At 39.6% G+C, this 14,014-nt stretch carries 15 protein-coding genes; 6 read left to right on the top strand and 9 right to left on the bottom strand.

Going from position 1 to position 14,014, the window contains the following annotated elements; genetic code table 11:
• Positions 1 to 38: 38 nt before the first annotated feature.
• The 3 genes from C0V70_RS11965 to C0V70_RS11955 all read left to right on the top strand — a co-directional run bounded on the left by C0V70_RS11965 (position 39) and on the right by C0V70_RS11955 (position 4,237).
• Complete coding sequence (locus C0V70_RS11965) at positions 39 to 1,265, top strand: SGNH/GDSL hydrolase family protein (protein WP_102244094.1); 1,227 nt, start codon at positions 39 to 41, stop codon at positions 1,263 to 1,265.
• Between the two features lie 92 nt (positions 1,266 to 1,357).
• Positions 1,358 to 2,449 carry an SGNH/GDSL hydrolase family protein gene (locus tag C0V70_RS11960; RefSeq protein WP_133566623.1) on the top strand — a complete coding sequence of 364 codons (1,092 nt, stop codon included), beginning with the start codon at positions 1,358 to 1,360 and terminating at the stop codon, positions 2,447 to 2,449.
• Between the two features lie 90 nt (positions 2,450 to 2,539).
• The gene (locus C0V70_RS11955; RefSeq protein ID WP_102244092.1) at positions 2,540 to 4,237 is read left to right on the top strand and encodes a hypothetical protein; all 1,698 of its coding nucleotides are present in this window, start codon (positions 2,540 to 2,542) and stop codon (positions 4,235 to 4,237) included.
• On the opposite strand, the gene C0V70_RS11950 is transcribed toward C0V70_RS11955, so the two are convergent.
• Positions 4,234 to 5,085, bottom strand: a complete 852-nt coding sequence (locus C0V70_RS11950) for a class I SAM-dependent methyltransferase (protein WP_102244091.1) — start codon at positions 5,083 to 5,085, stop codon at positions 4,234 to 4,236. The two genes, C0V70_RS11955 and C0V70_RS11950, sit on opposite strands and share 4 nt — an antisense overlap.
• A 35-nt stretch (positions 5,086 to 5,120) precedes the next feature.
• Positions 5,121 to 5,363: a hypothetical protein gene (locus C0V70_RS11945; protein ID WP_102244090.1), complete on the bottom strand. Its 243-nt coding sequence runs from the start codon at positions 5,361 to 5,363 to the stop codon at positions 5,121 to 5,123.
• 378 nt (positions 5,364 to 5,741) lie between these two features.
• On the opposite strand from C0V70_RS11945, the gene C0V70_RS11940 reads away from it, so the two are divergent.
• The gene (locus tag C0V70_RS11940) at positions 5,742 to 6,680 is read left to right on the top strand and encodes a hypothetical protein (RefSeq protein ID WP_102244089.1); all 939 of its coding nucleotides are present in this window, start codon (positions 5,742 to 5,744) and stop codon (positions 6,678 to 6,680) included.
• Here C0V70_RS11940 and C0V70_RS11935 read toward each other — a convergent pair.
• A complete protein-coding gene (locus tag C0V70_RS11935) occupies positions 6,673 to 7,569 on the bottom strand; it encodes a S1 family peptidase (RefSeq protein WP_102244088.1) in 897 nt (298 codons plus the stop codon). The genes C0V70_RS11940 and C0V70_RS11935 overlap by 8 nt on opposite strands.
• Positions 7,570 to 7,649: 80 nt before the next feature.
• Positions 7,650 to 8,699 carry an acyltransferase family protein gene (locus C0V70_RS11930; RefSeq protein ID WP_102244087.1) on the bottom strand — a complete coding sequence of 350 codons (1,050 nt, stop codon included), beginning with the start codon at positions 8,697 to 8,699 and terminating at the stop codon, positions 7,650 to 7,652.
• Between the two features lie 173 nt (positions 8,700 to 8,872).
• On the opposite strand from C0V70_RS11930, the gene C0V70_RS11925 reads away from it, so the two are divergent.
• The gene (locus tag C0V70_RS11925; RefSeq protein ID WP_102244086.1) at positions 8,873 to 9,655 is read left to right on the top strand and encodes a methyltransferase domain-containing protein; all 783 of its coding nucleotides are present in this window, start codon (positions 8,873 to 8,875) and stop codon (positions 9,653 to 9,655) included.
• Between the two features lie 35 nt (positions 9,656 to 9,690).
• Positions 9,691 to 10,524, top strand: coding sequence for a hypothetical protein (locus tag C0V70_RS11920; protein WP_102244085.1), 834 nt, complete (start codon positions 9,691 to 9,693; stop codon positions 10,522 to 10,524).
• Here C0V70_RS11920 and C0V70_RS11915 read toward each other — a convergent pair whose 3' ends face one another.
• The 5 genes from C0V70_RS11915 to C0V70_RS11895 all read right to left on the bottom strand — a co-directional run bounded on the left by C0V70_RS11915 (position 10,525) and on the right by C0V70_RS11895 (position 13,967).
• Complete coding sequence (locus tag C0V70_RS11915) at positions 10,525 to 11,391, bottom strand: hypothetical protein (protein ID WP_102244084.1); 867 nt, start codon at positions 11,389 to 11,391, stop codon at positions 10,525 to 10,527.
• A gap of 70 nt (positions 11,392 to 11,461) precedes the next feature.
• Positions 11,462 to 11,998: a hypothetical protein gene (locus tag C0V70_RS11910; protein WP_102244083.1), complete on the bottom strand. Its 537-nt coding sequence runs from the start codon at positions 11,996 to 11,998 to the stop codon at positions 11,462 to 11,464.
• Positions 11,995 to 12,363 (bottom strand): MGMT family protein, encoded by a 369-nt coding sequence (locus C0V70_RS11905; RefSeq protein ID WP_102244082.1) that lies wholly within the window; start codon positions 12,361 to 12,363, stop codon positions 11,995 to 11,997. Before C0V70_RS11905 ends, C0V70_RS11910 begins: the two co-directional genes overlap by 4 nt.
• 54 nt (positions 12,364 to 12,417) lie before the next feature.
• On the bottom strand, positions 12,418 to 12,966 hold the full coding sequence (locus C0V70_RS11900; RefSeq protein ID WP_102244081.1) for a hypothetical protein: 549 nt from the start codon (positions 12,964 to 12,966) through the stop codon (positions 12,418 to 12,420).
• 110 nt (positions 12,967 to 13,076) lie between these two features.
• Entirely contained in the window at positions 13,077 to 13,967 is an 891-nt protein-coding gene (locus C0V70_RS11895) for a LysR family transcriptional regulator (RefSeq protein WP_102244080.1), read from the bottom strand.
• Positions 13,968 to 14,014: the final 47 nt, after the last annotated feature.

Genomic DNA, 14,014 nt, shown 5'->3' with positions numbered 1-14,014 from the left:
CTTGTTCATTGCCCACATCATACGCTAGAATAAAGTAAATGAAAAAAAAAATTGCTTATTTCATTGGCTGGATTCTCATCCTTGAGGTCTTATTACAATTGACAGCTTTTGCTGTTCAAGTCTGGAATAATCAATCAAAAAAAAGCGCGAACGTCTCATCGGGAACTTTTAATATACTTTGTCTTGGGGAGTCTACAACTGGGCTTGGAGGGGATTCGTCTTATCCGCGGATACTGGAAAGAAAGCTAGCGATTAAGAGTGGCTCAGATCGCTATAAGGTGATCAATGCAGGTATGCCAGGGAAGGACACTAATGACATTTTGGATAATATTGATTCGTTGATCGCTCATAATAATCCTTCGCTGGGAATCTTAATGGTAGGGATTAACGATTATTGGAATCTTCCTGATAGAGAAATGAAATGGTGGGAAAAAAGCTTAGAGTGGATGTCTGGATACTCGAGAATTGCAAAGATTATTCGTCTGACTATGATAAATATGAAGGCTGAGAATTCAATTCCGGAAGAAAGAGAAGTTTTCATCTCAACCTGTAATCAGGGGCCGAAATATTCAACTCCTGAATACCAATCACAAAAAGTTTTAGAGGAATTAGTAGCAAAAAAAATTACCAGTTATGATATTTATTTAAACCTGTCATTACTATATCGTCAAAAAAACCAAATTCAAAAAAGCATTGAGACATTGAAGTTGGGGATATCGAGACTCAATTCATATGGATATTGTGCAGACTCGTATTTGCTTCAGGAAAAAGTTATTGAGTACTACGAAAAGGATTTAAAAGATCCTAAAAAGGCGCTTGATCAAATTGAAGAATTTTTAAATCAAAAAATGATTACTCATTATCGCTTCCAACTTTTGGATGTAAGAAATAGAATTCGGAAAGATTTGGGGATGCCTCCTGCGAAAGCAAAGGTTCTCACGTATTGGGAAAATTTGACTTTCAAAAAAAATTTGCAATATCTAGTAAAAAAGTTTCAAGAAAAAGGGTTGCCTGTCATTGTCATGCAGTACCCATTGATGCCAGTTGCTCCTTTAAAGCGTATACTTTTAAATGATTCAGGGGTGACTTTCGTTGAAAATGTAAATGAGTTTGAAGAACTCCTTAAGAAAAAGAGTTACAATGAAGTCTTTTCTGATCATTTTGCTCATGTCTTTGGCCACATGACTCCTTTGGGAGCACAAACCATGGCGGAAAATCTGGTTCCTGTTATACTTAAAATCTCAGGAGACGTGAAAAAACCGTGAAGACTTTAAAAAAAATTCTTATTTTTTCTTTCGTAACCTTGTTCTTTTTAGAACTCTCACTTAATACAACCGCATTTGTGCTTCAAAAAATAATGCAAAAATCCCAGGAGAGCCACATCCGCGGGGCTAAATATAAAGTTCTTTGTATTGGAGAATCAACAACTGCTTGGGGAGGAGATGTTTCTTATCCTTCATTGTTGGAAAAAACTCTTAATCTAAGGTTTGGAGATAATGCATTTCAAGTGATCAATGGTGGAATAACTGGAACGACAACCAGAGTGCTCCTCGAGCATACTCCAAGGATGATCCAAGAACATGAACCAGACGTCGGGATCGTGATGACTGGAATTAATGATTTGTGGTCGCTGGCAGATAATGATCCTGAACCTTGGGAAGCAGGGCTGGAGTGGCTTTCAGAGTACTCGAGAATTGCTAAATTTATCAGGATCACTCTGGTTAATAAAAAATTTTCTTTGCGAGAGGACACTACTCATGTAATTGCTTCAGGGTGTGGGCAAACGACTCATTACAGTGAAGTCCAAACTAAATTTAACGATTATGTTTATAGAGCAGGCTTGATGGTCGAAGAGGGAAAGGCCAAAGAGGCCATTCATTTTTTGGAGAGTAAAGCGAAGCTTTTAAACAGTAATGGCTACTGTAGTGATTCCTACCCATTGTTGGAAAAAATCATCGAAATTCAGCGTGACGCTCTAAAAAATCCTAAACTTGCCTTGGAAACAGTTGAAATGGTTTTAAGATCAGATGTCGTGCCATTTCACCGGCCTATGTTTGTGAATATAAAAAATAACCTGCGTGAAGAGTTGAAGCTTCCACCAGATGGAATTACTTACGCGACTCAAACAGATTATTGGGAAAATTCTTCTTACAAAACAAACATCCAACGCATTATTAGAAGCTTTCAGGAAAAAGGAATTCCCGTTGTGGTTATGCAATACCCACGTCTTCCTGTCGCCCCACTAAAACGAGTGATCATTGCCCATGAAGGAGTAATCTTCGTTGAAAACAATGATAACTTCCAAAAGATGATGGAAAAAAAACAATTCAGCGACCTCTTCTCTGACGGCTTCGGAAAAGTTTTCGGTCATTTTACCCCATTAGGCGCCCAAATGGTGGCTAATACTGCTGCCTTGGGAGTTCTCGAAGCACTCGATATCAAACCTTAATCCTGTAAAAAATACAGGATGCCCAGCTCTCTCATTCAATTATCGTCTCCTCATGGGTAAAACCTTGGAAATTTATTCTAAGGATTTTTTATGGCAAACAATAAAACACTAGTGGCCCTGGCAATAGTTCTTTCGAGCACTTCTTTTTCTGCAATGGCCGATGGTAAAAAACCAATTGGCTGGCAGATTAAAAATAAAACCTGGAACAAGTCATTTGAGAAATCTTATGAAGAGTTTGTTGCAACTTTAGGGAAGGGGAAAAAATCTGGTGCCTGTCATACAACAAGTGACTGCTTAAAGAGCCCTGTGGCCAATCCTCGCTATTACAATTTAAATCCAGAGGGGCTCTCTGATGTTTATTCAGACTGCGCTGATCTCCCATACATCCTGAGAGCTTATTTTAGCTGGATGAATGATTTACCTTTTACTTATCCGGTTAACTTAACTCCAGCTCCCATTAAGTCGCCTGAGCTTCCGGCACTTTTAGCGGAGCTTGAAAGATTGAACCTGGAATTAGAAAAAGCAGGTTTCTTAAAAAAACCGATCATCAAAGCTCAGATCAGAAGCGTAAGAAAGAAAATCTACGGGGATAAAGACACAGATATTCGCTATAATAGTTTTGGAAACACACTGGTTCAAAAACGTTATGTAAAAAATGGCGATAACATCAATACGATTTTAGAAGGGGTGGCCAACAGTATTTCAACGGCATCGTTTCGAACAGATGCTTCTTCTGATATGACCAATGAGCTCTTTAGAGACACATACCCCGTAGCGATTAATAGAAATTCTATTAAACCGGGAACAGTTCTCTACGATCCAAATGGTCACATCGCAGTGGTTTACGAAGTGACAACAAATGGAAAAGTTCACTTGATTGATGCCCATCCAGACAATAGCTTAACGGCGATCACATATGGAGAGAAGTTTTCTCAGACAAATGTAGAAATTGGTGGAGGGTTTTCTAACTGGAGACCATTTAGTGTTGAAGCTGGTGTCAATGCAGTCTCAAATGATGAACTTCCAGACTATTCATTAGAGCAATTTGAAAAGGGTAAAAAGTTTATTTTCAATAATACAGAAATGGATTTTTACGAATATGTCCGCAATAAGCTTTCTGTTGGAAATCTGGTTTATAATCCAGTGGTCGAGTTAACAGAAATGATGGATGAAATCTGTCATGATGTAAAAGAAAGAGTTGCCGCGGTTGATGCTTCTATTAAAGCAGGGCTTTCAACTCAAAACCATCCAGATAAACTTCCTGACAATATCTATGGAACAGACGGGGACTGGGAAAGTTATTCAACTCCTTCGAGGGATGCGCGTTTAAAAGCATCGATTCGTGAAGGGCGTGCACTTATGATTAAAATGATTGAGGGACATAGAAATTCTGATCCGGCCATCAGATACCAGGGGCATGATTTAATCGCAGAACTTAAAGCAACCTATGCTAAAGAAAGCAAAGCTTGTTCGTTTGATATTAAAAGAACAAATGGAACAATAAAGTCTTTTAACCTGGATCACGTTTTAAAGAATATCTTTAAGCTTTCTTTTGATCCGTACCACTGTATTGAGCTTCGTTGGGGAATGCTAGATGCTGAATCACTGCAGTCATGCAATTCCAATAAAGATAAAATGGAGTGGTATCAGGCAGAGCAGGGATTAAGAAATACGATTGATAGAAACTATTCATTAAAAATGGATTTTTCTTTAAAAGAGCTTTCCGGAGCTTCGATCTCACGCGTGAAAGAAGAGAATATTTCTATTGAAGACGTTTTAAAAAATTAAATACGCTCGAGGATACTATAACCTAAGAATTCTTTGGTATCCTCGATGCTCTTTTCTGGATTGTCTTTTACCCAACCAGGAGTAGGAGGTGTTCTCCCCAATTTTTCAGACTCAATCCCAAAGTATTTTGTCTCTTTTTGTTTCCAGCCAAACCCTTTAAAGAATTCAAACCAATTTTCCGGATAAAAAAGAAAAGGAGCATTTTTCATCTGCTTTAACCTTTTTGGTGTTCTCAAAAATTTTAAAATTTCCGGTGAGTAATACTCAGTTATCCAGTAACAAAAATTGGGATGCTGATGAAGTGAAGAGGCCAGAGCTGCCGCATCTTCATTGGAAAGATAGGGAACAACTCCTTCTGTTATTACCAGGACTTTTTTCGATTCCCCGGCCACCTTTGCCAAAAAATCTTCGCGCAATTTTTCGACAGACAAGTCGAGTTTTATTCTTTCTAAATGGCAAAGAGGTTCAACCGATTTTAATTTTTCTTCTTTGGTGTCGATGATTTTAGGGAAATCCACTTCAATCCAGCGCAAGTTTTTTGGGATCGAAAGGCGATAAGGTCTGGTGTCAAGACCAGCTCCCAGGTTTAAAACGGTATCAATGTTTTGATCTTTGACTATATCGGTGATGAATTTATCGATGATATAGGTCCTAATGACTACCGACCATGAAGTGTAGCGCGAACCCTGAGTCCTGATAGCTACTTTTGATCCTGCCTCTCCTAAAAGAAGTGAAGCGTAGGGGTCTTTAAAAAGAGCATCTTTTCTTGCTGACTCTTCTGCTCGGTAAGCGGCCACCCACAAGGCAGTGTCAGTGACATCATTAATTTCCATGGTCTCGATTTTCATGCTCACTATTTTAAACAACTGTGAGCAAGAAGTAATCAGATAACATTTAAAAGTTTAAAACGGTGATTGGCGTATTGACGGGCCTCGCGGTTTTCACGCATTTGATGAGCGGTTTCTTTGAGATTGTCTTGTTTTAAATAACGTCTTTCTGTCTTGGCCACTTTTTTTAAGGCCTCCTGATTTCTCGCATGCAGTTTCCTAAAAGGATCGATATAGGGACTGACTTTTTTAGAAGGAAGTCGTTTGAATTGAAGAAGATAAATGCGTTCGCTAATCATCGCTTCATTATAGTGATAAATAGGCGAGGTTTGTGAGAGATTATTTTAAAGATGGAGTTTCGCAAGCTTATGAATCTAAACTAATCCTTTTAGGAGTTCAGGGTTTGACCACTCTTTAAGGCAGTTGACGATAGTACAGAAACTGAACTTTCTGCTATGTCAAAAAACTTTTTTAGTCAGTGTCATTGGGCCTCTAATTCACTAAATCAATATTTTTTTAATCGAGCATAATGTAACCGAGCATTCTGATTATTCACTTTAGGTACTTTGTTATTTCAGTTTCTTATCAAAATTCTCATTATGGCATACATACTGCTGAAAGACTTTTATAGATCATAACGATCAATAAACGACATTAAGATAAAAGGAGCCCCAAGGATGGAGCAAACGAAGAAACCTGCACGTTCAGTGCTTGTCTGGATGCTTTTAATTTTAACGTTCTCCCTAGGAGTATCTTGTACTCCTCAGGACGAAACTGCGACAGGTGATGAAACGACTCAAACTGAAGAACAAGGGACGGGCACTGGTGGAGGATCGACAACGACTCCGACATCTCCAGAAGTGGCCGATTATTATATTGATCAGGTTAAATCAATTGCCTCTTCTTCAACGTGCGCTAGTTACTCATGGGCAAGCCGTGGGAGAGCGCCTTCTGGATACATTAAAGGGATGGCCCTTACATACGCCAGAAGCTATTGCCGTTATAAAAAAAATCAGGCCTCACCAAATGCGCTGGTTGATATTTTAACAAGGGGAGCGGGAAGCTCATCGACAGATGCCCTGGCACTTTATTCATCAACTTTTTCTAATCTTGGATTAGTGGTCAACACTGCAGGAGAAGGACCTGTGAGATCTCTTTACACTCTAGGAATTGGTTTAGGGATGAGAGAGAGTTCTGGAAAGTATTGTGAAGGGCGAGATATGTCGGCTTCGAATACATCGGCAAGTACAGCAGAGGCCGGAATTTTTCAAACGAGTTATGATTCAATGAGTGCATCGGCAGAATTAAGTAAACTCTATGCGGAATATAAAGCAGACACTTCGAAATGTTTTTTAGACACATTTAAAGAAGGAGTAAGCTCATGTGGCAATTCAAGCATTGCTGGAAGTGGAGCAGGAGCTGAGTACCAGGCCTTTAATAAATCATGTCCGTCATTTGCTGCTGAGTACGCGATGGTCATGCTTCGTGTCCGCCGCAACCACTACGGGCCAATCAACAGACAAGAAGCAGAAGTCAAAACACAATGTAACCAAATGTTAAAGAGTGTTCAGGATTTTATTGATAGTGATATCTACGCTTGCGATGAGATTAATTAAGAATCTTCATCGTGTCGTTGATCCACGGCATGTAATAAAGAGCATTGGTGTAAACACCAACTTCGTTACAAAGAGCTGAGCCTCTGCTTGTGACCCCAAAGAGGAATAGCTCGCCATCCTTCTTAATATAGGCCGGACCACCAGAGTCCCCGCTACAAGTTCCGGCCTTCTTTTCATTGAGTCTAACTTCTGTTTGATGAATAAATGAAATAGGGGCTTCACCTTGTCTTAAAATACCGTCTCCTTCCATTTCAACTTTAAAGCACTTCACATGATTTCCTCTCATGTCGTCTTCACAGTAAACTTCGCCGTATTCGATATCTTCGTCTTTTACTTTTTTCGGGTTGATTTCTTTAGAGATGTCGACATAGTTCACACCAAAACCAGCGACAGTTACAGTGTTGCCGATTTTTAGGAGCGATTCATCTTTTAAGAATGTAGCAGGTTTAAATCCAGCAGGGATTGCCCCTTTGAATTTAACCAGGGCGATATCGCCAACATCCACTTCAATTGTTTCATTGTTTGGATCGTAGCTTGAGTGAGCTTTAAAATCTGTTGCTTGAAGAATGTATTCAGCTTTTACATCCGGTTCAAGTGAATTCATGACTGAGTCGACGTCTGTTGCGAAAACAACTTTAAGATTAGAAATTCTATCAGGCTTACAGTGAGCAGCAGTTAGAACAACGTTTGGAGCGATTAATGAACCTGTACAGATGTAGTTGGCCTTTACATCGTAAACAGCAACAATGCTTGAAGCGATAGCTTCACCGTCTTTTACACGAACACCGTTGATGACAGAGGCCTTTTTAATTTGAGTATGAGAGGCATCGTTTTTTACGCCACAAGAAAGTAGAAATAACGCACTAAGACCAATAACCATTAGTTTCATAATTTGATGCTCCATTAAAAAGGAAGGCTTATATATGAAGCAGGGGATAAATTTGCAAGACATAATATTGTTAAGATCTTTTATCTGAATAGATTAGAGACTTTAGAAGAGAGTCGAGCTTCCTTTAAAGTGTAACAAAAAAGTGTTACACACATCAGCAAAATAGTTCCACCAAATAAAAATTGGGCGTATGGATTCATTTTGATCATGTCTCCTAAAGTGTTTCCCCAAGGATGTAAAAGATAGAACCAGTAGGTGATATCGGAAAGAAGTTCTGAGTGCCCGAGGATGCCGAAAGAGAGGTCATCTAAGGCCCCAAGCTGAACTATAAAGAGGCCAATTAAAAAAGCGTGCAAGTCAAACCCAACAGAGTTGCGCATGATAAGAGGTAATGACGTCATAAAAGTAATCACAACCATAGTCATGAATACACTCCATTTATATTTAAAAGCGAGCTGACGAATTTTTTGGAAGAGGGAGCATTCGATATTAAAGGCAAAGAGTGCACCGATAAGAAAACAATCCACTCTTGTTTCAAAAGAGTTAAAGATATAGGCATTTGTGGCCAGACCAAAATAAAGAAGAACAGACCGATAGGCGATAACAGCTAAAATCACCAATGAAAGTGCGATGGTGATTTGTTTTAGTGAGCGGCAGTAATTAACAAGAAGAAGAAAAAGAAAAGGCCAGACCAAATAAAACTGCATGACTAGAGAAAGCGTCCAAAGATGAGCGAGTCCATTGTTGGGATGGCCATTGAGGGCATTAAAGTAATTAGTGGTGAAAGTGGCGACAGAGAGAAATTGGGTTTCATCAACTGGATGGTGGTGCCATATTTTTATAATCAGGTTGATTAAGAGTACTATTAAAAGGGCCGGAACTAATTTAGATAATCTTTTGCTAAGAAATCTTCTTATTTTTAACTTTCCAGTCTCAGACCATTCCTTAATAAAAAAGCGTGTGAAGGTATAACCAGAGAGAACCATAAAAAAAATGGCCCCGTGCCCTCGACCGAATAATGTTTTACTGTGGCCTGAAAAAACTAAGAGCACAGCAAGCAACCTCAGCCAGGAAAGGATTGGTGGAAGTCTTAACGGAATGTCAGGTAACGGATTAACTTTGGCATTCATTGTCCTGGACTATAATCAATTCAGTAGGAGTTCGAAATAGGGCATAGTAAAGATTAAACTTATTTTAAGTTTGAGTATCAAATCTTATTCATTCCTTTTGAGAATGAGTTCCTTTCTTTGAATTCTATGGATCTTTCCTGAGATAAGCTTAAGATGACAATGAGGAGTCAATTATGAATGACATCAAAGGAAACTGGAACCCGGATCAATACGATAAATTTAAGAATGAAAGGACTCAGCCTTTTATAGATTTAATGAGTTTTATTCGGCCACAGGAATTTGAAAGAGCAGTGGATTTAGGTTGTGGAACGGGAGAGTTGACTCATTTGTTTCACCAAACTTTTAGGCCCAAGGTTACCTTAGGGATTGATTCCTCTAGGGAAATGTTGCAAAAAACACAGATTCACTCTGCGCCGGGGCTGACATTTATTCAAGACAATATTGAGACCTGGAAGCCTAGCGAGAAAGTAGATCTGATTATTTCCAACGCCGCTCTTCAATGGTGCTCAAATCACTCGGAGCTTTTTAAGAGTCTTTATCAATCGCTTTTAACTGGAGGACAACTCGCGGTTCAGATGCCGATGAATCACGATTATCCTACGCATGCGCTGGCCTACGATATGAGTTTTGAACCAAAGTGGAACCAGCGTTTAAATGGAAAAGGCTACACGAAGTACGACCTATTTTCGGTGGAAGAGTATGCAGCTTTACTTTACCGTCTGGGCTTTAGAGAACAAACAGTCGTTTTAAAAGTGTATCCCCATGTGCTTGGCTCGCGCGAAGAAGTTCTTGAGTGGGTAAAGGGCTCGATGCTTTCGTTCTTTAGGCAAAACCTCACAGAGGAGCATTACCAGGAGTTTTTACAGGAGTTTAGAGAGCGCCTCTTTAAGCGTCTTCCCGATGATAAACCGTTTTTTTACCCCTTTAAGCGCCTGCATTTATGGGCGAGGGTCTAATAAAGTTTAGAGCAAAATTGTCCGATAAGGACTATATGAAAGCACTACTCTTTTTTCTTGCGGCAACACCGATGGCCTTTGCTCAAAACTGCCCTGAGCAGGTTGGAAAGTATGGAAACGGTATTCAATACCAGGATATGTTTTGTCGTATCATGGTTGGTGCTGACCGCAAGGACTCACAGTCATACCGCAACTTAACTTTTACTGATTCGGGAGCGATTCAGGTTTTTAGCAATTTTCCGGGAACGACGAATTCAAATTCAACAGGGGCCAGAGTTTTTTATCTTTTCCCAAAGCGTACTAAAAAAGGGATTGCAAATTCCGATGAATCTGGACTTAGCTTGACTCATTCAAGTGGGGCTAACTTTAAATTCGATAAAAATGGAAGGGTGAGCTCTCCAGATATGGCGATTAAAGTGGCCAATGATATCAACTCGCAAAATAAGAGTGGTATTGAAATTGAAAGTTATTCAAAAGGAATTGTTATCGATATCGGTTACCGTATGGGAAGCACACCTCTTACAAAAAAAGATGGAGTGGTCACAGTTACTGATAAAAATAAAAAGAAATGTACGATGATAAACTCAGACCTTCACCGTTTTGTTGGCGGGGAAGCAGAGCTGATTTATAAAACCAATGAAGCACTTCACGGCTTTTTATCTAAAAAATGCCCAGGCCTTGATCTTTCAGATTTAATCAAACCGATCGCCCAGGATCTCAAAGTCGTTAAAGCGCCAGCTCAGTTAGGACAAGCACCTTCAAAAGACTTATCCGGAGCAGAAAATGATTCGAAACGCGAAAGAAAACCGCAGGTCGATGAGTTGGAGTCACTGATTAAGAATCTGGATTCAAAGAGTTCACAGAAGTAGTTATCTAAAGAAAATATCTGCTCTGACCTGAACGAACTTATCATCATTAAAATGATTTTCTTTCACGAAGTCAGCACCAACTGTCCATGTTCCAAAGAGCCAGTCTTTATGGAGAAGTTGACGGTAGCTGACTGAAGTATCGTAGCTATTGTAATAATAGGTAGGGGTAAACTTGGCGTTAGCACCTACTGAGTAAGCGAACCCTTTTCTGGAGTTGATCGTCTGAATGAGAACAAGGGCGTGGCGAAGAGCAAATTTTCCCGTTTCATTTGTCCAGACAATGGCGTGAGTGAAATCAGTTTGAAAAGTCGGACTCCATTTTTTGCTAAAGGCCACTTGAGAGACTTCTTCAAACCCTTCCTGACGATATAGGATTAGTTTTTGTGAAAGACCAATATTAATCCAGCTGGTTTTATATGTTTTTTGCAAGTCTGCTTTAACGTAAGGATTAAGAGGCATGCTGATTCGAATCCCGAAATTAAGTGAACTTAAAAAATCTTGAGATTTTTTAACCAGAAAACTTGCCCCCGCGGTATAGCGATTGTCACTTTGTCTCTCTGTTAAGCGCCCATTTTTAGAAAGGCTTCGGTTATTTGCAACCGATGAATCGGAAAGAGCGTTGGTAATTTCATCCTGCTGTTTTTCAACAACGATTTTTAGATTTTTAGAAGTGTTGGGAAGGCTTATTTTAAATTGGAAATCCACATCGTTTTCAATTTTTTGTCCTTCTTTTTTATATGAGCTGAGATAAACCAAAATGCTGCTTTTTTGATCCTCTTTTTTTACCGGCTGATTTGTAAAGAACATATCCACACTGCGGTTGATCTGATCCCACTTTGTTGCGATATAGGCATTCGTTGCATCCACATCTTTGTATTGCTCGGGTCCTTGTGCCCAGGAAGAAGAGGCGAGAAAAAAGAGTGAGAGGATAAGATTTTTAATAATCCACCCCCAGCATAATGATGGAGTGGGTTTTGATATATTTCACATTACTTAATTGATAGGCATAACGGATGAAGTATTTTTTATCGATGTAATAAAGCGCACCGACTTCCAACAGGAACATATTTTTTTTATCTTTGCTGGATTCTTCTTTTCCAAAAATAGGATTTTTGTGTAAGGCCGTTTTGGCGTAGCCAATACTTAGTGTGGCCAGTAGAGGCACCCATTTTTGGGTTGGAAGAAAAACTCCTCCCTTAAAACCAAGTCCTGCAGTTTTTAAATTGTCATTGCGCTTGTAGGAATCTTGAAAAACAGCAGCAGTGACATAAGCATTGTATTCATAACTCCAGGGTTTAAATTCTTTTTCAGTTAGAAAACCAAACTCCAGGTTGAAGTATTTTTTATTTACGACGGGAGGTGCCAGCATTAAGAGCGTCCCCTTTGGCATATCCATATCATCGAGTTCGTCGGCCATCGCTACAGAATTAATAAAGAGGGAAGAAAGTAAAAGAAGCTTAAGGAGAATTCTCATCGCGTTTTTTTCTTTTTGGGTTTAGGTCTAAAGTGGCTAGAGTTTTTTGGTTTTTTATCCCAAAGATAAATCCTTAAATCGACTTTGCCATTAGTGAATTCTACGCCTTCAAGTTCCAGTAGTCTTTTTTGTCTTAAGTACTCAGGACTCATGTCCGGGAATGAAAGTTTTCCACCAGACTTGATCACTCGTTGCCAGGGAAGACTATGGCCGTGAGTGCTTGAATGAAGAATCCAGCCGACACCTCGCGAGCCTTGAGGTTTTCCCGCAAGCTTGGCGATTAAGGCATAAGTTGCGACCTTTCCCTCAGGAATGGCCTTGATCATTTTTATAACATTTTTAGTGAAGTCAGTGCGAGAATCCATTGTTCATTATCCTCATAAAAGGAGGACTTTATCAATGGAGTTTTGCTTGAAAGATTATAATTCGAGAGGAAAACTCACACCCAGAGCAATTTCCGTATTGGCCTGTTTTGGCTCCAGGTCAGATGATGTGCCGTTAATTTTTGCTTTCGTAAAAGTAGGCATACGGTAGTAGGCGTTAAGACTTACCTTTGGCGAAACCTTATAACCAAAACCAAATTCATACGTTTGACCTTTTAGACTTGAATCAGAACCATAAGATGTGCTGGTGTAATAGCCTGAAACCCAAAGTCTGTAGTAATTTTGTGAATTGTAACCGAGAAAAACACCAAAATCGTTGCGAGTGAAAGTCGTCGAGGCCACTGTGTCGCTGGCGTATGTATAAGAGGTGCGAGTGATATCGACTCCGTAGTTTAGACCAAATTCTTTTTGATAATAACCAAATTTTGCACCATACATTGGTCCGGTGTATTTCTGACTTCCTGATTCATCGCTTGAGCCGCTGACAATAAAAGCTCCGTGTGGTTCAAAGAACATTTTGGCCGAGGCTTCGTTGGCACCAAGGGCGATGAGAGTAAGAGCAAGAATTTTATAAGTGGCTTTCATCTACGGCCCCTCCTGGGCTGGTGACACTAAATCTTTGAAAATTTTAACATAGATTCATAGGAGGGATTGATGGATCAATTTCTGCCTTAAATCCGACGAATGAACTTGGTTTATTTATTTTGAAGTCGGTGCTTTTTCTCAAAGATTGCCCAAATCCTTCTGGCAATAGGTCCAATAGGGCGAAGTTTTGGCTTCATTAAACAAAGTTCTAATTCATAAGGTCTGCAGATTTTTTTATCAATTAAGACTAAATCCTTTTCTTGTTCGAATTCGCTTTGAGAAATGCGACCCCAGCCTAAGCCATTGCTAATTAAGCGAAGCTTGGTCGAGTGATCGGGCACATAGATTTTAGGGCCACCACCATCATATAAAGGATCGGGCGTGAGTTCATCTTTTCTTTCATCGGTGTCTTTGTTGTAAACAAAGATCTGAGGATGAGTTCTTAAAAATTCAGCATCAGGTTTTCTTTTTTCCTGAAGCAATTTTCTCGAGACAGCTCCAACGAGAGAGACTGTTTCAATCGTTATCTTTTCAATTCTCTCTTCATCAAAAGGGCAAGGGGCCAGCGCAAGATCGACTTTTCCTTCGATCACCAGGCTATGACTTCCATTGAGAACTGTTTTTTCCATAATGAGAACGACAGGGATCACTGGGCGCGAACATTCATGGGCGATAATTTCAATGGCCTCAATAGGAACGAGAGGATCGAGTGCGACTTTTAGTTTTGTCTCTGCTTTATTTTGTCCAAGCTCCTTAGCGATCTTTGCTGTTTCGTAAGACGCTTCTAATGTTTTTCTGGCAGAGTTGATAAAGACTGAACCGACTTCAGTGAGTTTGGGCCTGTACTCACTACGATCAAAAATTTGAATTCCAAATTCTTCTTCCAGGTTTTTAATACTGGCACTCAAAGCAGGTTGTGAGCGGTGCAAGTGCTCGGCGGCTGCCCTAAAGCTTCCTTTATCAATAATGGCCAATACGGTTTCAAGTTGCTCTAAGTTCATAATATTCTTATATCATGATCCAAAATTTGGATCAAGTTGATAATAAA

This window comes from Bacteriovorax stolpii (assembly GCF_002872415.1).
Classification (GTDB): Bacteria; Bdellovibrionota; Bacteriovoracia; order Bacteriovoracales; family Bacteriovoracaceae; genus Bacteriovorax; species Bacteriovorax stolpii.
This window is presented reverse-complemented; position numbering and strand designations above follow the sequence as displayed.